The sequence below is a fragment of the Natribaculum luteum genome, assembly GCF_023008545.1.
GTDB classification, from domain to species: Archaea; Halobacteriota; Halobacteria; order Halobacteriales; family Natrialbaceae; genus Natribaculum; species Natribaculum luteum.
In genome coordinates this window covers 537,389-555,836 of sequence record NZ_CP095398.1, presented here as the reverse complement: position 1 = coordinate 555,836, position 18,448 = coordinate 537,389, and the positions used below count along the sequence as shown (strand labels likewise).

The window sequence follows — 18,448 nt, the reverse complement described above, 5'->3', positions numbered from 1 at the left end:
CCATGGCAGCTATTGAACTCACAGACCTGACGAAACGCTTCGACGACGTCACCGCAGTCGACGGGATCGACCTCACGGTCCGAAACGGCGAGTTCCTCGTGGTCGTCGGTCCCTCGGGCTGTGGGAAGTCGACGACGCTTCGCTGCATCGCCGGTCTCGAAACGCCGACCGACGGCGCGATTCGGATCGGCGACGAGAACGTAACCTATCGCGAACCACACGAACGGGACATCGCGATGGTGTTCCAGAACTACGCGCTGTACCCCCACATGACGGCCAGACGGAACATGACGTTCGGGATGAAGTCCGCGACGTCGTTCTCGAGCGAGGAGATCGACGAACGTGTCACGAACGCAGCCGAGATCCTCGGGATCACCGGGCTTCTCGATCGGAAGCCGGCTGCCCTCTCGGGTGGAGAACGCCAGCGCGTCGCCCTCGGTCGCGCCATCGTTCGCGATCCGGCCGTCTTTCTCATGGACGAGCCGCTGTCGAACCTCGACGCGAAGCTTCGCGTCCAGATGCGAACGGAACTGGCGAAGCTCCACGAGGACCTGCAGACGACGACGGTCTACGTCACCCACGACCAGACCGAGGCGATGACGCTCGGTGACCGCGTCGTCGTGATGAACGACGGACGGATCCAGCAGATCGACAGCCCACAGCACCTCTATGACTACCCGGCAAACCGCTTCGTCGCCGAATTCATCGGCGACCCCGCGATGAACATGCTCGAGGTGACCGTCGACGACGAACCGAACGGCCCGGTCGTCCGCCACGAGGCGTTCGACCTCTCGGTGCCAGCAGCACCCGAACTCGAAGACAGAACGGGATCTGCTCACCTCGGATTCCGTCCGGAAGACGTCTCGATCACGGATCGGGTGACAGGTGGCGTGATCGAGGCAACGGTTACGGTGACCGAATCGCTCGGCGACAGCCGGTTGCTCTACTGCCGTGCCGGGAGTGACGAGTTCAAGGTCCAGGCTGCGCCGCGGACGGACCTGGCCGCAGGCGATACCGTGACGTTGACGCTCGACGAGGATCGGCTCCATCTGTTCGACGACGACACCGACGAGGCGCTCTACCACTCCGACGGAGAGCACCTCCGCGTCGCCTCCGCCGTCGAGTGATGATCGATCCACGGACGACGCGCCGGCAACTGGTCGGCGCGCTGGCACTCGGCGGAACAGTCGCAGTCGGGACGACGCTCTCTCGCACCTGGTCGGTCGACGTCATCGCCCACCGCGGCTTCGCCGGTGAACAGCCCGAGAACACGACCGAAGCGGTCCGCTACGCGGCCTCCCGCGCCGATGCGATCGAGGTCGGCGGCAGGCGCTGTGGGTTGGGCAAACTGGTCTGTTTCCACGACGAAACCCTCGATCGACCCGCGGACGCGACCGGCCTGGTCGGCGAAACCGACCTCGAGACGGTACGCGATTCGGGAGGGCGAAGCCGCGATTCATTGCGGCTTCCCCGTCGTCTGGGAGCTTCTCGATCAACCGATCGACGGCCCGACACAGGTCGATGAGTCCGGAGCGGTGTGTTCGGGGTACGAGGGTCAAGATCTGTCTCGAGACAGCCGTCGTCGTGGCGGATCGTCTCGAAGGGGGCGGTCGCGGTAGCAGGGACGCCATGGTGACCAGCTAACGCTCGTCGCGGCGTGCCGCGACTCGCTTTGCGTCGTTGGGCTTCTGCAACTCGACACAAGAGCGGAAGCATTAACCAACGAATCGGATCCTACCGGGAACGTGTTGGTTAAGGAACTACGCCCCGGCTGCGATGCGACCAGCATATCACACCCGGTTCGTTGGGATAGGTTGGATCGAGAAAGAGACCCCACAAAAGGCAGACGCTCAATCCGGCTGCTTATACTGCCGGACAACAGTCACTGAACACTCGATCGCGTCTCATGGCCCGTCGCCAGCGGCGACGGCCGTTCGAGTGCGATCGATGTGTGAATCGTTTTGTTCAGTAGTATTAGGCTTCATCACGCGTTTCCCACTCAGGACGTGGTGTCGGCGACGGGAGCTCGGCAACTGCAGTTCGGAGTTCCTCCTCAGTAGTCCATGGAAAGCACTGGTCGTGTAATTCGAATTTGCGGAACTTGTTGAGATGAACCCAGCTGTAGGTCGCTGGTTCTGCTCCCTCGTCCTCCCGGTCGTCGATAGCATCCCAGACCTCTTCGTCAGCAACGCCGATCCCAGACTCTTGTGCGCGGTCGACGAGCGAGTCGATCTTCGAATGGGCCTCATTTTCAGTTAGATTGTCCGCGAACGCAATTTCGAGGACGGCCTGAATGACGTGATATTTCGATTCGATATTTGCGTCCGTCACCCACGCGTAGTCTCGTGGGAACACGTACGATTTGTCGAAATACGGCGGGTCATCGATCTCGCCTAATTCCGGCGCTTCACCGCCGCTTTCTTTCTCGAAGACACCGACGATGTAGTCGCTGTACGTCGCCAGCAGGGAGAACATGATATCGAACGTATTGAGCCGCTCAGTCGGCAACTCGAGGAGATCGCCCATGACGAACGGATATGCGCCGAGTTGCTTCGTGAGTTCGTTCTGCACGGCGCGAAGCCGGCGGATGGAGGGATCACGATAGCTCCCGAGGATGAAATACGATGTCCGCTGACTCCAGAGATACGGCAATTCACGTTTAGCGAATCGCCAGATCTCCCGTTTCTCCGCTGGTTCGAGTTCAATGCCGCCGATCGCCTCGTGGACCACCGTCATAATGGCCGTAGCGTCTGGCGGTGGACTGGGATCAGTCATTAGCTACCAGTTCAAACTACACTACCTTATCCCTTCTGAATCACTTTGGTATTTTCCAGAATAATCAACTTGGACAATCCTAACTGTTATAGTGCCGCTCCTCCTAACGCCACGTATGAGCGAAACCTCCACTGACGCGGCCGATTCAGGGCCGTTTGCGGAACAGCAGCGGTTGTTCAAGCTGCTGTCTCAGGATACGCGCCACCTCATCATCCAGGAGCTTCTGGGCCATCCTGCACACCTCATGTCGCTCGCCGAACTCGAGTATATGACTGGCAAGAGCCAGGCGGCCATCAAAGACCAGCTGGAGACGTTGATCGAAGCGGGGATCCTCGCACGCTACACGTACGAACCGAGCGAGAAGAAACGCGATCTCCCATCGCAGTTCTACGGATTCACCAGGCGAGGTGTCGAGGTCCTCCACGATTACAAGTATCTGCGCGGTCTCCCGGTCGCCCGGGCTCTCTACGAAAACACGCGTAAGACCGAAAAGATCGAACGCCACGAATCGGCGCCGCGCCCGGAGCTGCCAGCGGCGGTTGCAGAGGCACTCGAATTTGATGAACCCGACCTCGACGCCGTTGATGGCGGTACAACCCCGTAGCTCGTCGTCGAACAGAACGATTCCCGCCACCAGAAATCGATGAAGAGGGAGATTTGCATCAGAGACACTCGCAGCCTCCCGCTTCAACACTTTTGATTTAGCATTCTGTTCCGCCGCCGTCTGGCGATTCAACACAGCCGAATCGTTCGACTCGTACCGAATTCCGGTGCCAGAAGTGCGGGTCGGAGTCGAACGCAGACGACAACGCAGTCGTCGGATCACATCCGACGGGTAGCAAAGTCGCTACGCGACTCTGCGACGGCGAGGAACACCGGTATGTCTGTCGGGCCGACAGTCGCTTCGACGGATAGACAACGGTCAGCTTGCCCTGAAGTCTGAAACGGTGACGCCAACTGGCGGAGTTACCGCCCACCCTGACGGGTTCGAGGCCGAGTTCGTGGACAAGCCCTACCCTGCACGAGCGCACCCGTCAGGATGAGCGAAAGCGGGCGAGGTAGTTAACGCTACAAAAAGTACCGAAGATATTCGGGAACGGGTACTGGGTGCTGGCCGATGAACGTTCGACTGTGAACCGATGCCACGCGCAAACCTCACGCTCACGCTCCCGGAGGACGTCTGGATCGGCGACGTCTCGCGTACGTACCCGGACGCGCAGTTCAGGATCCTCTCGGCGTTTCCGGCCGAGAACGGCGGCGTCGGACTCGCGGAGGTTAGCGCCGACAGCCTCAGAGCGGTGCTCACCGAAATCCAGAACCACGAATCCATCGCGGAACTGTACGTGCTGCAACGCCACCAGGACACTGCGTTGATCCAGTTCGAGACGCCGATGCCGCTGTTGTTACTGCCGATTCAGGGGTCGGGCATCCCACTCGAGATGCCGTTTACGATCAGAGACGGGGAGGCCGAGTGGGAGATTACGGCCCCACAGGATCGGCTCTCCGAACTCGGGACGCAACTCGAGGAGTTCGGCATCTCGTTTACGGTCAACGACGTCAGCCAGCACATCGAGCCGACGCGGCTCCTGACGGCCAAACAGCTGCAACTCGTCCGGGAGGCCGTCGATCGCGGCTACTACGACACGCCCCGGTGTTGCTCGCTGACCGAGTTGGCCGACGAACTCGGAATCGCGAAGTCGACCTGCAGCGAGACGCTCCATCGAGCGGAGGAAAAGATCATCAAGGAGTTCATGGAAGGGGCGGCCGACAGCGTCCCCGACTCGACGTTCGCGTGAATCTGATGACGACGCCACTGACGACGGAATCGCGAGTCCGGCACGGGACACGTGAGCGCCGAAAAAGGGCGGGGCGAAGATATTCGGCTCCCCTCTCGGGAGGCGAGAAGCGCCACCCAGTGAAAACCACCACCCAATCGAACCAGCAACCATGGAAGTAAGCCGTCGAACGATCGCGAAAGCCCTCGTCGTGGTTTTCGTCCTCAACCTGATCGTCATGGGAGTCGGCGCACTGTACTCGTACCAGCAGGTGCCGCCCATTCCACAGGAGGTCGTCGGTCCGGACGACGAGACCGTCGCCACCGAGTCGGAGGTGCAGGCCGGCAAGGCCGTCTTCCAGAAGAACGGGTTGATGAACCACGGGTCGATCCTCGGCAACGGTGCGTACTACGGCGTCGACTACACCTCCGACGCACTCGAGTTGAAAGTGGAGTTCATGCGCGAGTACTACGCCCAGCAGCGGTACGAGACGGCGTATTCCGCACTCGAAGAACCGGACCAGGCGAGCGTCGACAGCCTCGTGCGGTCGGACCTGGACGAGTCGGTCGCCCGTGATACGGACGCCGTTCGGTACTCGGCCGCCGAGGCGTACGCACACCAGCAGGTCAGGGACGTCTACGTCGACCGCTATCACGGCGGTGCCACCGATCGGGGCATTCCAGCTGAATTCGTCGAGTCGGAGGAAGAGGCGAGCCAGTTCGCGGACTTCGCGCTCTGGACAGCCTGGATCTCCCACACAGATCGACCCGGTAGCGACCACAGTTACACGAACGAGTGGCCCTACTCGCCGGCTGCCGGGAACGTCCCGATGGGCGCGACGATGATCTGGAGCGTCATCAGCATGGTCTTGCTCGTCGGTGCCGTCGGAATCGGCGTCTGGCTGTACAAGTCCGTCGAACTACCTGAACCGAAGATCGAGAGCCTCGAGATCCCCCCACCGGACGAGATCGTCCTCATGCCGAGCCAGCGGGCGGCAACGCGCTTTATCCCGCTCGCCGCGGCGCTGTTCGTCCTGCAGGTCCTCCTTGGGGGACTGCTGGCACACTACTACGTCGAACGTCACGCCTTCTTCGGGATCGAGGAACTGTTCGGGGTCAAACTCCTCGAGGTGCTCCCGTTTGCGATGGCGAAGACCTTCCACCTCGACCTCGGCGTGCTGTGGATCGCCTCGCTCTGGCTCGGCGCGGGCCTGTTCCTGGCACCGCTGCTGACCGGCCACGAGCCCGATCGACAGCGAACGTACGTCCACCTCCTCCTCGGGGCGCTCGTCGTCGCGGCCGTCGGCGGACTCGCCGGCATCTGGCTCGGCGCACAGGGCTACATCGACGGCGATCTCTGGTGGATCCTCGGCAACGAGGGCCTCGAGTACGTCGAGGTCGGCCGCCTCTGGCAGTTTGGCCTCCTCGTCGGCTTCGGGCTGTGGACGGTGCTGGTCTGGCGCGGGTTCAAGCCGATGCTCGACAGCGAAGCCCGCTACGGGCTCGCACACATGATCATCTACGCGGGCGGGTCGATCGGACTGCTGTTCGTCGCCGGCATGTTCTACACGCCGCAGACGAACATCGTCATGACGGAGTTCTGGCGCTGGTGGGTCGTCCACATGTGGGTCGAAGGCGCCTTCGAGTTCTTCATCGTCGCCGTCATCGGGCTGACGCTCGTCAGTATGGGGCTGCTCCGGAAGCAATCCGCCGAGAAGGCCGTGGCCTTCCAGGCGTTTTTCGTGATGGGATCCGGCGTCATCGGCGCGGCCCACCACTACTGGTGGATCGGCCAGCCCGACGTCTGGCTCCCGTTCGGGACGGTGTTCTCGACGCTCGAGCTCATTCCGTTGATCCTCATCCTCTTCGAGGCGTTGAGCCACTACCGGACGCTGGCGACGAGCGACGAGACCTTCCCGTACACGCTGCCGTTCATGTTCATCATCGCGAGCGGGGCCTGGAACTTCCTCGGTGCCGGCGTGCTCGGCTTCTTCATCAACCTCCCACTGATCAACTACTACGAACACGGGACCTACCTCACCGTCGGGCACGCACACGCCGCGATGTTCGGCGCGTTCGGCTTCCTCGCGATCGGGATGGCGACGTACATGCTCCGCATCGCGACGAAACCAGGCGAGTGGACCGAACGCCGACTCAGGTGGGCGTTCTGGCTCTGGAACGTCGGGCTGGCGGTCATGGTGTTCGTCTCCGTGCTGCCCGTCGGCTTCCTCCAGCTCGAGACGGCGTTCACGGAAGGCTACGCGGCCGCCCGCGGGCTCGCGTTCTACGAAAGCGAAATCGTCCAGCTGCTGTTCTGGGCGCGACTCCCCGGAGATACGATGTTGATCCTCGGCACGCTCGTGTTCGCGTACGACGTGGTACAAAAGCGGTTCACGCTCCGGTCTGTGTCGACGCCGAGCGAGACACCACCGACGGGGACGATCCCCGACCGCGTGATGGCAGAAGACGACGACTGACGGCCTCCGACGCGCGGTCGCGCTTGTCGCCGTCTTTCGAACCCTTCTCGAGACGCGCTTGCGCTCGCGCTGTTGATCGCATGCACTGCCGCAGGCGTCGCGATCGCGAAAGCTGCCGGCGTCGAGTCACCCGGACGCTTATACATCTTGTCTGCGAAGTGTGATCATTCCCCATGGCAAACGAACAAATCACACCTCCTGAGGTACAGACTGACGACATCTTGCGGGTCAACGATCCGGCTTTCACCCTCGAGAACGTCGCGCTCGTGACGGGTGCGGCCAGCGGGATCGGCCGCGCCACCGCGCTCGCGCTGGCCGCCAACGGCCTGACGGTCGCAGCAACCGATATCGACACAGAGGGGCTCGCAGACACGGTTGATCGGGCCGCAGAACTGAACCTCGACGGTCGCATCGTCGAGATTTCTGGGGATCTCACGGTCGATGCGGACATTGAGACGGTCGTCAACGAGGCAGCCACGCTCGGGACGATCACGTACCTCGTGAACATCGCGGGCGCACAGCACATCAGCCCGATTGAGGACTTCTCGATGGAGACGTACGACCATCTCCATCGGATCATGCTCCGCGCGCCCCTCTATCTCACGAAACTCTGCCTCCCGCACATGCGCGATTCAGCTGATGGACGTGGGTGTGTCGGGAACATGTGTTCGGCCCACGGGCACTACGTGACGGCTGACAAGGTGGCGTACAACATCTCGAAGTTCGGCCTTCGAGGCCTCACGCAGTCAGTCGCGGCGGAGGGCGACGGACGGATCAGAGCGTTCAGCGTCAGCACCGAGTACGTCAAGACTCCACTGGTAACCGACCAGATTCCGGATACTGCGGCCCAGCGGGGGCTCACGCCACAGGAGGTTGTCAGCGAGGTGATGCTCTCGGAGTCCCGCTCGACGGAGATGATGGATCCTGTTGAGGTCGCAAACCTGTTCGTGTTCGGGCTCTCTCAGCACGGGCAACACCTGAACGGCGGCGACCTCAGGTGGGACGGCGGGATGACGCTAACCTATTGAGTCCCTCGTGACACCGTCCTCACTCGGTGACAGTGATCTCGTCGGTGGCCTTCGGGACGAGACAGATGAACGCCCCGGGTTCATCGCCGTCGTTCCGATACCAGTGTTCGACGCCCGCAGGGATGAGCAGCGCGTCGCCCGCCGATACCGTGTGGGTCTCGTCCCCGATCCCGACCACGTACTCCCCGTTGAGGACGTACTGTTCGTGTTCAACCTCGTTTGTGTGTCGGGGAACCCGCGCCCCGGGGTCAAGCTCGAACCGGCGCATGTTGAAGTGCGGCGTGTGCTGGTCGTCGGCGAGCACTACTCCCTTGCGGAGGCCATCGGCTAGGTCGACCGTCTCGTACTCGATCTCCGCGGCGCGTCGGATCACCGGCTGTGGTTTGGTTTCAGCCATTTGCTAAAACTACTCGTGGAGCACACTTAATCCCATATGTGCCACCTAGTCGATGGCCTCCTCGTAGGCGTCGAGAAGCGCCAGCAACTGTCGATCACGCTCGTCAGCGAGGTTCTCGAAGTCGGCTCCTTCCCAGTCGTAGACGCCCTGTCCCGTTTTCACGCCGTAGTGTCCCTCGTCCACGAGCGTCCGGAGCGATTCCGACGGCTCGGTCCCGCGGTCGATCTCCTGCAGAAGGTATGACATCACTTCTTCGTAAATGTCCAGTCCGGTGAAATCAGATTTCTTGAAGACGCCCAGAACGGGAACGCGGAACCCGAATCCGGCCCGCACGGCGCGGTCGATATCCTCGGCACTGGCTACGCCCATCTGGAGCAGTGACCACGCCTCGAAGTCCATCGCCATCTGGATGCGGTTCCCGATGAACCCGGGAATGTCCTTCTTGACTTCGACCGGCTCCTTGCCGGCCGCTTCCAGTAAGTCGTACATGCGGTCCACGGTCGCATCGGCCGTCTGGTCGCCCCTTACGACCTCGACCAGCGGGACGATGTGTGGCGGATTGAACCAGTGGGTCCCGACGACGCGGCTAGGGTCGTCGACGACGCTGGCGATCTCCGTGATCGACAGGCCCGATGTGTTCGTCGCGAGTGTGGCCGACGCCGGGGCGTGGCGGTCGAGTCGCTCGAACACCTCCTGTTTGATTTCGAGATCCTCCGTCACCGCCTCTGTCACCAGGTCGGCGTCCTCGACGGCGGCGTCGAGCGCGTCGTGGTAGGTGATCCGGTCGGCGATGGCATCGATATCTTCGGTCGGAATCCGGCCAGCATTCGCAAGCGTTGTAAGGGTCGCCTCAACGTTTGTTTCGGCCTGCGCGAGCGCCTCTTCCGAGACGTCGTACATGCGGACGGTGCACCCCTGACTAGAGTAGACAGTGCCGATCCCATAGCCCATCATCCCTGTGCCGACGATGGCGACGCGGTCAATTGCTGACGCACTCATGGTTCAGCATTTGTTGGTCGGAGAGTAAATAGCTGTGATGTGGTACCAAGCACCACTGACATGAATAGAATCCTTAGAAAACAGTTTAGTTCGCTCAGGTGACACTCATAGCCATGGTAGAAGTTACCATTGACCTCTTCAGCCGGGGACGGATGCAACTCGATCCACACTTCATGAAGGAGGGCGCGATCCTAGCGTCTCGGGACGATCCGACGCCGACCATCGAGCGGCTGGATGCCTCGATCCACAACGCCGTTATCGATCATCCGGCAGGGACATTCTTGTGGGATACGGGCTCGCATCCGAACGCGGCGGACGGGTACTGGCCCGATGCGCTGTACAACCTCGTCGAGCAGGACGATGCTGCCGAGCATGAACTTGACGACGATCTCGCCGAGCTTGGGTACGACCTTGACGACATCGACTACGTTATTCAGTCACATCTCCACCACGACCACGCTGGTGGGCTCACATACTTCGAGGGGACGGACATACCCGTCATTGTCCACGAGCAAGAGCTGAAGTTCGCCTACTACAACGGGGCGACCGGCGAGGACCACAACCCCTACGTCGTCGAGGATTTCCACCGCGACCTGAACTGGCATGTGCTCCACCAAGATCAGACGAGCCCCTTCGAAGGGATCGAGTTCGTCCGCTGTCCAGGCCACACGCCTGGGATGGTTGCGACGATCGTTCATTGTGACGACCCCGGCACGATCATAATTGCAGGCGACGCCGCGCATCTGGAGTTCAACTACGAGAATGAGCATCCGATCGGTGGGGCCCTCATCGACGACAAACGCGCGTGGTTCGAGAGTGTTCGCCACCTGCAGGAACTCGAACGGGAATATGACGCTGAGCACGTGATCTTCGGGCACGATATGGACCAGTTCAACCGGCTCGAAGGCCGCATCGCCTGACGACAGGACCGACAGGGTGGCGCGCACCTCGATCGCCCTGATCGCTCTCCACGCGTTGATGTTTGCCAGCCGGACAGGATAATGGATGGTCCGTCCTGGCCGTTGACGCTGTTCGTGCGTGCGGAAGATGCCGACATCTCGAGGCGGTGGATCTCAAGACTGGTTCCCCGGTCAGCAGAGCCGGGTCACGCCTGCGATCTCGATGATGCTGCTCGAGGCGGCCGCCACGCCTCGAGCGAGCGCTATCGGCAAGTAGTGCGGCGGGGGCGACGATCGTCAGTTCTTACAACGTGTGACCTGACGGAATAGTATGGACGCACTCGAGAACAACATCGCCGACGGGATCCTCTCAGACGAGCACCGGCTGTTTCGGGACGAGACGCGAAAGTTCGTCGAGAACGAGGTGCTCCCGGAAGCCCGCGAGCGAGATGTCGAGCAGGAACCGATGTCCGACGACCTGATCCGCCAGATGGCGGAGATGGGATTCTTCGGGATTCTCATCGACGAGGAGTACGACGGACTGGGCCTGGACCTGAAGACGTACGCGGTCATCGCCGAGGAACTGTCCCGCGGATGGCTGAGCGTCGGGAGTATCATCGCCCGCGGGCAGAGTCTCGCCGGGGCGACCGAAGCCCAAAAGGAGCACTACCTCCCGAAGATGGCCCGTGGCGAGATGCTAAAGAGCATCGCGATTTCGGAAGCCGAGGCTGGCTCCGACGTCTCCAACATGCGGACCCGCGCAGAGAAGGACGGCGACGAGTACGTTCTGAACGGTCAGAAAATGTGGTGTACGTTCGCGAAGGGGTCGGACTTCATCCTCACCTACGCCGTCACGGACCCGGACGCAGAGCCCGCCTACAAGGGTATCTCGGGGTTCATCGTCGAGAAGCCTGCCGGCACGTTCGACCGCGAGGGGTTGAGCGGCCAGCCGGTGAACAAGATCGGCTATCACGGCTGGAAGACCTGGATGGTGAACTTCGACGACGTGCGGGTGAGCGAAGACAAACTCGTCGGTGGCGAGGAGGGACAGGGCTTCTACCAGATCATGGAGTTCTTCGAAGAGGGGCGCGTTCACACTGCCGCCCGCGCAGTCGGCCTCGCCAGAGCCGCCCTTGAAGACTCCCTCGAGTACGCCCAGGACCGAGAGCAGTTCGACCAGCCCATCTCTGACTTCCAGGCCATCCGGTTCAAACTCGCCGACATGGCAACGAAAATCGAGGCCGCGCGGGCGCTAACCCTCCTCGTCGCGGAGGCCGTCGACCGCGGCGATCGCGCGGACGCCCAGGCCGCGATGGCGAAACTGTTCGCTACCGAGATCGCAGAGGAGGTCACGAGCGAGGGCATCCAGATCCACGGCGGCTACGGCTACACCACGGAGTTCGACGTGGAACGCCACTGGCGGGACGCCCGCCTCACGAAGATCTTCGAAGGGACGAACGAGATTCAAAAGCGGATTATCGCCGACCGACTACTCTGAGCAGGGACTGACCGTCCTCAGATCGACCATCACAGTCCGACCGACGAGGTCTCGAGGGAGCAGTGAGAGACTCGAGAGAGAAGAAGACTTATAGCTGACTAACCGATTAGTCAATACATGGCCAAGTCGACGTCGCAGAAACGACCGTGGCTCGCAGCGCTGCTCGCAGTAGTCGCGACCGGTCTCGGCCACCTCTACCTGCGCCGGTGGCGACGTGCGTTCGCGTGGCTCGCGGTCTCGTTTGCCGTGACCGCGCTGTTCGTCGAGCCGGCGGCAGTCGACGAGTTTATCGTCGGAAACTGGACTCCTGACACGCTACGGGCGATCGCACCGATGTTAGTCGTCGTGGGATTGAGCATCGTCGACGCGTACCTCCTCGCTCGAACCCAAAACCTGGGTACTCGCCCGTCCAGTCTGTCCGACGGAGACGCCGCCTCCTGTCCCCACTGTGGCAACGAGCTCGATCCCGAACTCGAGTTCTGCCACTGGTGTACGAATCCGATCGCGGACGCTGATCACGACCGCACTGAACCGTCGGAACGGAGTAACTAGCGCTCGTTTGTTTCTGGATCGGCGCTATCGTCGACCGCGTCTCGAGTGTCGCTCACCAGCACGGCAGTGACGTACTCGTCGGCGGCGCGTCTCGCCGTCGTCAGCACGTCCTCTTCGTCGCATACGACTGCTCGAGTCCGGGCACCGTCGACGATCGTCATGAGCGTCCGGGCCACGTGTTCGGCGTCGACGTCGTCGAACACGCCTTCTTCGATTCCATGGTCGATCACCGTGCGGAGCATGTACCGAATGTACTCGTCGTTCTGCTGGAACCGTTCGCTGAATCGGTCCGTGTACGGCGCCTGACTTCGCATCTCCAGCATCGCGACGAGCAGGTCCTGGTGGTCTCTGAGATCGACGAGGAGTTTGTCGAGCAGCAGGTCCAGTCGCTGTTCGGGATCCGTCGTCTCGACCTCGTGGACGGCGTCTTTGAACTGATCGAGGATGTAGTCGAGAAACGCCGCGAGCAGGTCGTCTTTCGTGTCGTAGTGGTAGTGGATCGCAGCGGTCGACTTGCCGTACTCGTCAGCGATTCGTTTGATCGTGAGATCGGCGTACCCGTACTCGCACAGCGCACGGTAGGTCGCGAGCATGATCTCCTCGTCTGTGCTGGAGGGGGTCTCCTCCGACGGATCAGCCATTGTACGAGTAGTTACGCGGGCGGCAGATAACAGTTTTGACCCACTCGTCAGTACGTCGTAGGACGGGCTATCGGCATCCAGTGGACGAGAGGACCAGATCGACTCTCGGAGTGATCCCGTTTCAGTCGTTTTGACTAATTAAGTGGTAAGTTACGTACTCATCGAGATGGATAGCGATGCAGCAAGCGAGACGTCGTGTTCGCGGCAGGTCCGGAGACGCCGACCGTACACTCGAACGCCTTGCTGCTGGGACGAGCGTACAGGCGACAGCAGCGACACGCCGTGAAGACGGGAAGACGCTGTTCGACCCGTCGTCTCGGTCGTGGTGCTCGGGTTCGTCTGGTGCCGACTCGCCAGATCGACTCACGATCGTCAGACGACGGACACCGTCTCGAGAACGCGTGCCCAGCGACGCTACTCGGATCGGATTCGGAGGGTGATACCGTCCGGAGCGGCGATCTCGAGACATCCAGCGCGTTCGCCGACCGAGACGTCGGCGGCTTCGAGTTGGCGGCGAACGGTTGCGAGCGTCTCCTCGTCCGGGACGACGAGTTCGAACCACGCCAGCCCACGGCCACCTGCTGGTTGTGACCGACCGTTCCACGTGTTCACCCCGAGGTGGTGGTGGTAGTCTCCGGCCGAGAGAAACAGTGCCGACCGCACATCCGTCTGCACGCGCATCCCCAGCGTGTCGACGTAGAACGCTCGTGCGGCCTCGAGCGACGACGCTTCGATGTGAACGTGTCCGACCGTCGTTTCGGGCGGGACTCGTGTGGCTCCGTCCGACGCTGCGGCGACGTCGGCGAGATCCAGTGGGACCGTTCCCAGATGTATCCGGCCGTCGTCTGCACGCGGCCACTGCTCGCGTGGCAGATCGCGGTAGATTTCGACGCCGTTGCCCTCGGGATCGGTGAGGTAGAGCGCCTCGCTCACGTGGTGATCCGAAGCTCCGTCTAGCTCCCACCGATCCTGGATCCGATCGAGCGCAGCACCGAGTGCAGTGCGTGAGGGGACCCTGAACGCGTTGTGGAAGAGCCCCGCCTGATCTCGGCGTCGAGGTTCGGCGTCCTCGTCTCGGTGCAGGACGAGCAGCGGCGTCTCGCCGGCTCCGAGCGTCGCCGTCGTTTCGCTTCGTGACTGGACCGCGAGGCCGACGACGTCTCGGTAGAAGTCCGTCGTCTCCTCGAGGTCTGCCACGACCAATGCGGTACGGCCGATTCGTGCAGTATCTGGAACGAGCGGCGTGCGCGTCACGATATCACGATGGACATTGGAGGATGATCGCCAAATAGATTCGCGGACGTCGGTTTGACGTCCTCCGCACGGCTAACGCCGTGGGATTCCTCCGTGGGTATCACGGCCCGCAGACGCGGGCTCCACCCCGGCTGTGAACTTGCGGGTTCACTGACGCGCCTTCAGCCCTCACACGGAGGGGTGTGGTGGTCTTGGGTATCTGCTCGGCGTAGCCCGCCCGATGAGGGAGTGGCTCCCAGCGGCGTCCAGCGCACTGGGCAGTGGGCCGCGCCATCGGCCTGACCCTCGATTCCAACCACGAGTGAGGGTCGTCGAGTGGCATGCCAACCACACTGCTGGTTGGGCTGCGAAGGGTGTGTTTGTGTGTAGTAGTGTGAGACCTACTCGTAGCCATGGTGAGCGTGAGCGGGTTCCCCGCAGCAGCATGCCGCATGCCTCTGTCGAATAACGTGGAGATTCGTCTTAAACCTTTCAGATTGTGTGGGTGATGCGGGGGAGTCGTGTCGCGTGGTTTGATGCAGTAGTGACGGCTTCATCCCACGAGTAAACTCCTGTCTCTTACCCATAAGTCTCAGGAGTGCAGTTCGTATCCCTCCGCCCAGGTCTGAAGTTTCTTGAGGCCTTTCCACATCGTCTCCCAACCGGGCGGTGGATCGGAACTTCGGTCAAGGTAGCCACCGATCTTCGCAATCGCAATTGCGTACGCTTGAGTCCCGTTGTCGGTCAATTCTGGAAATTTCGTTTCCAGAATTGACCGTTCAGTCTCGCTCAGAAGGACATCAGGTGAGTAGTATGCGTCTCCCCGGGCAAGTTCCCGCAACTCCAGCACCTTCCACGCAATCACCGAGTAGACACTCAACAAAACCTCCATACGTTCCCACGTTTCCAGCCGACGTTCCTCGATCCGGCATCCAGTCTTCAGCACCTTGTGCCAGTCTTCGATCGTCCATCGGGCGCGATAGGACTCTACCACACTCAGCGAATCACTGAACGTAGCGACCGATTCAGTGGTGAGTAACACCCACTGAATCGGGTCATCTTGTTCTCCACGTTCGTCGATTCGTACGACGTTTACCTCAACTGGATCCGTATGAGTTGGCTCGTTCTTTGGAGGGAGTAACTTACATGAACCGGCTTTGACGATTAGCTCAGCTTTTCTGGCCTCTCTTCCATTCCCCTGTTCAATCTCGATAGACGTGCGACCTTGTTCAGGAAGGTCTTCACTCCAGTCAATCAGACGGCCGTCCGGAACGGACGGCGTCTGAATACAGCGGTTCTGATTCGCACGGACGACAAATCCAGCGTCCAAGTCGTCTGTAACTTCGCGGTAGAAGGCAAATGCGTCAGCTCCTCGGTCGTGGATGAATATTGGCCGAACTTCCTCGGCAAGCCAGTCGCTGGCTTGCCTATCTCCTCGAATCCATTTTTCCTGTTCGCTCTCTAATTCGATTGGCTCGTTCTTTCCGTTCGCATCGTGCTTAGTACTGGCTTGCTGGTCCTCGATCAGCGATTGCTGATCGATAACCCCGGTCATACGGTGGGTCTGTGGATCAAGTCCAATCGTCGAGTGAACTTTGACGCCTTCAAGATCCGTCTTGGAGTTGCCGATGTCGCCAAGCCCTTCCTTCGACGGATGTCTCGGAAAGACGAGTTCAGTGGTATCAGAGACCACCAAGAGCTCGTCGTTGTCCTGCACTCGTGATGCTCTGTTGCAGCGTCGAATAGCACCAGTTTCAGCCTTGTTCTCGGCTGATTTCCGTGAGGCTTGTGGGGAATTGGACGCCGTCTTGCGATATGAGGTCGAAACGGCCGATCATACGGCAGTGTAAGAATCTTGCCAAACAGCACGTGGATAACCCTGACGAACCCGCTGCGCCGGACGGCGCCAGCGGGTTCGCCGAGTGGACTCAGATCGCGTTTATCCTCTTGCATGCGGAACTCGACAAAGATTTCCGAGAGACTGAAGCATGGTTCAATGACTCCAGAGCCATCCGTGAAGAGCTTAACATCGACAAATCGCCGGATCACACCACGCTCTGTCGATGGGAGCAACAGGTCGACATGCGTGAACTCCGCAGCCTGCTCCGCCGCAGTGCGGAGCAGGCTGGCTGGTCGGGAACAGCAGCAATCGACGCCAGTGGCTTCCAGCGAGATCAAACCAGCTATCATTACCGGAATCGTGCTGGCTTCTCGTTTCACAAGCTGAAGACAACGATTTTGGTCGATACAGAGTCACTGGCGATCAAAGACGTTCATTTCACGACGAAGCGCAAGTGGGACGGACACATCGGCTTGCAGGTCTATCGGCGCAACGCCGAAGACCTGCAAGAGTTCCTTGCAGATGCGAACTATTCGTGGTCAGATCTCAGAGAGGAGTGTCGCGCTGGCGCGACACGACCGCTAATCAAACACAGGGAGCACAATGCGCTGAAGAAAGCGCATAACGCTCGGATGGACGAAGATCTGTACCATCAGCGGACACTGAGTGAGACTGCGTTCTCACTGCTGAAGGATGACGGTGAGAAGTTACGCTCTCGGAGCTGGCACGGCCAGTTCCGAGAGCTCACGCGCAAGTGTATCGTGCATAACCTATCGCAGGCGGCGAGTTAGGGCTCGCCGCCTGCTCTCTTTCTCTGGACGTATCCGCCAGAGACATCGCCGTCATCCACGTACGGGTTCTCACAAAGTGACCTAATTCTGATGGTTGCAGAATCAACGAACTGTACTCCTCCCACATCATCCAGATCTCAAAACAATCAGTACAGGAGTTCTAACGCCATCTGCCTGGATATCAAAATTTCAATACTGCCGCCGTCTTGCGTTCAACAGAGCAACTCGTGACCGTTGTGCTCGCTTGTGTGCATCAAGAATCTCGTTAGGATCCACACGCTCGTTATCGCAAAATCGGTACGTAGCCTTTGTGGAGGCCCAGTCTTCGCACGCGTTTGGGATCGACTCGGCAGGTGCCCTGCCGAGCCGATCTCCGACCTGTATCAATCGCTTTGTAAGCCGTTCGTCACCAAACTCAGCAGACTGGAACTCCTCACGAACCTTGCCAGAGACATCTGTCTCACATCGCTCACTCTCATCATCTACGTCAGACCGCCGGTTCCGTGAACCGCTCTGCATCTTGGTCTCGTTCTCGGCGAACTACAGCGATAGGAATTGTGGGTAAGAGACAGGACTGAAGTCGTGGGCTTTCTCCTCGATTTCGTGTAAACGGAGTATGGAAGAGACGACACACCGAACGATCGGCAATACGTCCATCTCGATCGGGAATCCATGGCTGTTCTTCGCCGTCACGTTCGCCATAACGTGGGGGTTCTGGCTGGCAGCGATCGTTCTCGAGGTACGGTTCGACAGCGCCGCAGGTCTCCTGCTGCTACTAATCGGGCTTGTCGGCCCTGGAGCTGCCGGTATTGGGTTCGTATACCTCGTGTACGACGACCGAGGACGGGCAGATTTCTGGGATCGCCTCAAACAGGTTCGCCGAATCGGCGTTCGGTGGTTCCTCGTGATTCTGTCGCTTCCGCTGGTGGTGACTGTCACAGCCGCAGTCACAAGTATGCTGTTAGGTGGGTCAGGCGCGACATGGGGCCAAGGAGTACAGGAATTTGGCGTGAATCCACTTGCGCTCCTCCCTGCGCTATTTTTCGCCACACTCCCGCCTCTCCTCGAAGAATTAGGGTGGCGAGGCTATGCGTTAGACCGGCTGCAGATGAACTGGTCCGCGCTGACTGCCAGCGTGCTGTTAGGCGTGGTCTGGGCGGTCTGGCATCTCCCGTTATTCTTCGTTGCTGGCTCGTTTCAACGTGAGGAAGTTGGATTCGCCACACTCGGGTTCTGGCTGTTCATGATCGGAATTGTCGCACTTTCGGTCGTATTCACGTGGGTCTATAATCACACCTCACGCAGCATCCTCGGAATCATTCTTCTTCACGGATGGATCAATTTCGTCTCCGAGACTATCGAAGTGGGAGACGTATTCTATTACTCTCACTGGGTACTACTCGCAGTGATACTTACAGCAATCTGGGGAGCGGCAACGCTCACAAAGACCGACGAGGTGCCTCGACCGCCTCCGCGTCGCGATCACGACCGAAGATACGGCTGATCCAGCACCTTCTGTCCGATAGCTGCGCGCTCGATTGGCG

At 60.4% G+C, this 18,448-nt stretch carries 16 protein-coding genes and 3 pseudogenes; 12 read left to right on the top strand and 7 right to left on the bottom strand.

Translation table 11 applies throughout. From position 1 onward, the window contains the following. Positions 1-2 precede the first annotated feature (2 nt). The 3 genes and pseudogenes from MU558_RS21235 to MU558_RS21225 all read left to right on the top strand — a co-directional run. The gene (locus tag MU558_RS21235; protein WP_246975331.1) at positions 3-1,127 is read left to right on the top strand and encodes an ABC transporter ATP-binding protein; all 1,125 of its coding nucleotides are present in this window, start codon (positions 3-5) and stop codon (positions 1,125-1,127) included. Beyond that, the gene (locus MU558_RS21230; protein WP_246975329.1) at positions 1,127-1,525 is read left to right on the top strand and encodes a glycerophosphodiester phosphodiesterase; all 399 of its coding nucleotides are present in this window, start codon (positions 1,127-1,129) and stop codon (positions 1,523-1,525) included. The genes MU558_RS21235 and MU558_RS21230 overlap by 1 nt, the downstream gene beginning before the upstream one ends. Further along, positions 1,428-1,682 (top strand): annotated as a pseudogene (locus tag MU558_RS21225) (IS1595 family transposase); the annotation flags it as partial. The gene MU558_RS21230 and the pseudogene MU558_RS21225, both read left to right, overlap by 98 nt. A gap of 292 nt (positions 1,683-1,974) precedes the next feature. Here the strand turns inward: MU558_RS21225 and MU558_RS21220 are convergent. Continuing rightward, positions 1,975-2,775, bottom strand: coding sequence for a DUF8170 family protein (locus MU558_RS21220; RefSeq protein WP_246975327.1), 801 nt, complete (start codon positions 2,773-2,775; stop codon positions 1,975-1,977). Between the two features lie 115 nt (positions 2,776-2,890). Here MU558_RS21220 and MU558_RS21215 point away from each other — a divergent pair, with 115 nt between their 5' ends. The 4 genes from MU558_RS21215 to MU558_RS21195 all read left to right on the top strand — a co-directional run bounded on the left by MU558_RS21215 (position 2,891) and on the right by MU558_RS21195 (position 8,054). Further along, positions 2,891-3,379, top strand: coding sequence for a helix-turn-helix domain-containing protein (locus MU558_RS21215; RefSeq protein ID WP_246975325.1), 489 nt, complete (start codon positions 2,891-2,893; stop codon positions 3,377-3,379). A gap of 535 nt (positions 3,380-3,914) precedes the next feature. Next, the gene (locus MU558_RS21205; protein WP_246975322.1) at positions 3,915-4,571 is read left to right on the top strand and encodes a helix-turn-helix domain-containing protein; all 657 of its coding nucleotides are present in this window, start codon (positions 3,915-3,917) and stop codon (positions 4,569-4,571) included. Positions 4,572-4,722: 151 nt separating this feature from the next. Then, positions 4,723-7,026: a nitric-oxide reductase large subunit gene (locus MU558_RS21200; protein ID WP_246975320.1), complete on the top strand. Its 2,304-nt coding sequence runs from the start codon at positions 4,723-4,725 to the stop codon at positions 7,024-7,026. Between the two features lie 173 nt (positions 7,027-7,199). Further along, positions 7,200-8,054, top strand: a complete 855-nt coding sequence (locus MU558_RS21195) for an SDR family NAD(P)-dependent oxidoreductase (protein ID WP_246975317.1) — start codon at positions 7,200-7,202, stop codon at positions 8,052-8,054. A gap of 19 nt (positions 8,055-8,073) precedes the next feature. Here MU558_RS21195 and MU558_RS21190 read toward each other — a convergent pair whose 3' ends face one another. Further along, positions 8,074-8,451 carry a cupin domain-containing protein gene (locus MU558_RS21190; RefSeq protein ID WP_246975315.1) on the bottom strand — a complete coding sequence of 126 codons (378 nt, stop codon included), beginning with the start codon at positions 8,449-8,451 and terminating at the stop codon, positions 8,074-8,076. A gap of 45 nt (positions 8,452-8,496) precedes the next feature. After that, on the bottom strand, positions 8,497-9,450 hold the full coding sequence (locus MU558_RS21185) for a 3-hydroxyacyl-CoA dehydrogenase family protein (protein ID WP_246975313.1): 954 nt from the start codon (positions 9,448-9,450) through the stop codon (positions 8,497-8,499). Positions 9,451-9,563: 113 nt separating this feature from the next. Here MU558_RS21185 and MU558_RS21180 point away from each other — a divergent pair, with 113 nt between their 5' ends. From MU558_RS21180 to MU558_RS21170, 3 genes are all read left to right on the top strand, one after another. Continuing rightward, positions 9,564-10,370 (top strand): N-acyl homoserine lactonase family protein, encoded by an 807-nt coding sequence (locus MU558_RS21180; RefSeq protein ID WP_246975311.1) that lies wholly within the window; start codon positions 9,564-9,566, stop codon positions 10,368-10,370. A gap of 310 nt (positions 10,371-10,680) precedes the next feature. Continuing rightward, complete coding sequence (locus MU558_RS21175) at positions 10,681-11,847, top strand: acyl-CoA dehydrogenase family protein (RefSeq protein WP_246975309.1); 1,167 nt, start codon at positions 10,681-10,683, stop codon at positions 11,845-11,847. A gap of 117 nt (positions 11,848-11,964) precedes the next feature. Next, a complete protein-coding gene (locus MU558_RS21170) occupies positions 11,965-12,399 on the top strand; it encodes a zinc ribbon domain-containing protein (RefSeq protein WP_246975307.1) in 435 nt (144 codons plus the stop codon). Here MU558_RS21170 and MU558_RS21165 read toward each other — a convergent pair. From MU558_RS21165 to MU558_RS21155, 3 genes and pseudogenes are all read right to left on the bottom strand, one after another. After that, on the bottom strand, positions 12,396-13,040 hold the full coding sequence (locus tag MU558_RS21165; RefSeq protein WP_246975305.1) for a TetR/AcrR family transcriptional regulator: 645 nt from the start codon (positions 13,038-13,040) through the stop codon (positions 12,396-12,398). The genes MU558_RS21170 and MU558_RS21165 overlap by 4 nt on opposite strands. Before the next feature lie 414 nt (positions 13,041-13,454). Continuing rightward, positions 13,455-14,294, bottom strand: coding sequence for a VOC family protein (locus MU558_RS21160; RefSeq protein ID WP_246975303.1), 840 nt, complete (start codon positions 14,292-14,294; stop codon positions 13,455-13,457). Between the two features lie 571 nt (positions 14,295-14,865). Beyond that, a pseudogene (locus tag MU558_RS21155) lies at positions 14,866-15,996 on the bottom strand (IS4 family transposase); the annotation flags it as partial. 92 nt (positions 15,997-16,088) lie between these two features. Here MU558_RS21155 and MU558_RS21150 point away from each other — a divergent pair. After that, entirely contained in the window at positions 16,089-16,904 is an 816-nt protein-coding gene (locus MU558_RS21150) for an IS5-like element ISNpe14 family transposase (RefSeq protein ID WP_015298633.1), read from the top strand. Between the two features lie 219 nt (positions 16,905-17,123). On the opposite strand, the pseudogene MU558_RS21145 reads toward MU558_RS21150, so the two are convergent. Beyond that, positions 17,124-17,423: pseudogene (locus tag MU558_RS21145) on the bottom strand (IS4/Tn5 family transposase DNA-binding protein); the annotation flags it as partial. Between the two features lie 97 nt (positions 17,424-17,520). On the opposite strand from MU558_RS21145, the gene MU558_RS21140 reads away from it, so the two are divergent. Next, positions 17,521-18,408: a CPBP family intramembrane glutamic endopeptidase gene (locus tag MU558_RS21140; RefSeq protein WP_246975300.1), complete on the top strand. Its 888-nt coding sequence runs from the start codon at positions 17,521-17,523 to the stop codon at positions 18,406-18,408. The last annotated feature ends 40 nt before the right edge of the window (positions 18,409-18,448 follow it).

What these genes read in the sequence shown, in the direction of transcription:
- MU558_RS21235 (WP_246975331.1), top strand. Translation starts at nt 3, where the DNA reads ATGGCAGCTATTGAACTCACAGACCTGACGAAACGCTTCGACGACGTC.
- MU558_RS21230 (WP_246975329.1), top strand. Translation starts at nt 1,127, where the DNA reads ATGATCGATCCACGGACGACGCGCCGGCAACTGGTCGGCGCGCTGGCA.
- MU558_RS21220 (WP_246975327.1), bottom strand. Translation starts at nt 2,775, where the DNA reads ATGACTGATCCCAGTCCACCGCCAGACGCTACGGCCATTATGACGGTG.
- MU558_RS21215 (WP_246975325.1), top strand. Translation starts at nt 2,891, where the DNA reads ATGAGCGAAACCTCCACTGACGCGGCCGATTCAGGGCCGTTTGCGGAA.
- MU558_RS21205 (WP_246975322.1), top strand. Translation starts at nt 3,915, where the DNA reads ATGCCACGCGCAAACCTCACGCTCACGCTCCCGGAGGACGTCTGGATC.
- MU558_RS21200 (WP_246975320.1), top strand. Translation starts at nt 4,723, where the DNA reads ATGGAAGTAAGCCGTCGAACGATCGCGAAAGCCCTCGTCGTGGTTTTC.
- MU558_RS21195 (WP_246975317.1), top strand. Translation starts at nt 7,200, where the DNA reads ATGGCAAACGAACAAATCACACCTCCTGAGGTACAGACTGACGACATC.
- MU558_RS21190 (WP_246975315.1), bottom strand. Translation starts at nt 8,451, where the DNA reads ATGGCTGAAACCAAACCACAGCCGGTGATCCGACGCGCCGCGGAGATC.
- MU558_RS21185 (WP_246975313.1), bottom strand. Translation starts at nt 9,450, where the DNA reads ATGAGTGCGTCAGCAATTGACCGCGTCGCCATCGTCGGCACAGGGATG.
- MU558_RS21180 (WP_246975311.1), top strand. Translation starts at nt 9,564, where the DNA reads ATGGTAGAAGTTACCATTGACCTCTTCAGCCGGGGACGGATGCAACTC.
- MU558_RS21175 (WP_246975309.1), top strand. Translation starts at nt 10,681, where the DNA reads ATGGACGCACTCGAGAACAACATCGCCGACGGGATCCTCTCAGACGAG.
- MU558_RS21170 (WP_246975307.1), top strand. Translation starts at nt 11,965, where the DNA reads ATGGCCAAGTCGACGTCGCAGAAACGACCGTGGCTCGCAGCGCTGCTC.
- MU558_RS21165 (WP_246975305.1), bottom strand. Translation starts at nt 13,040, where the DNA reads ATGGCTGATCCGTCGGAGGAGACCCCCTCCAGCACAGACGAGGAGATC.
- MU558_RS21150 (WP_015298633.1), top strand. Translation starts at nt 16,089, where the DNA reads ATGAGGTCGAAACGGCCGATCATACGGCAGTGTAAGAATCTTGCCAAA.
- MU558_RS21140 (WP_246975300.1), top strand. Translation starts at nt 17,521, where the DNA reads ATGGAAGAGACGACACACCGAACGATCGGCAATACGTCCATCTCGATC.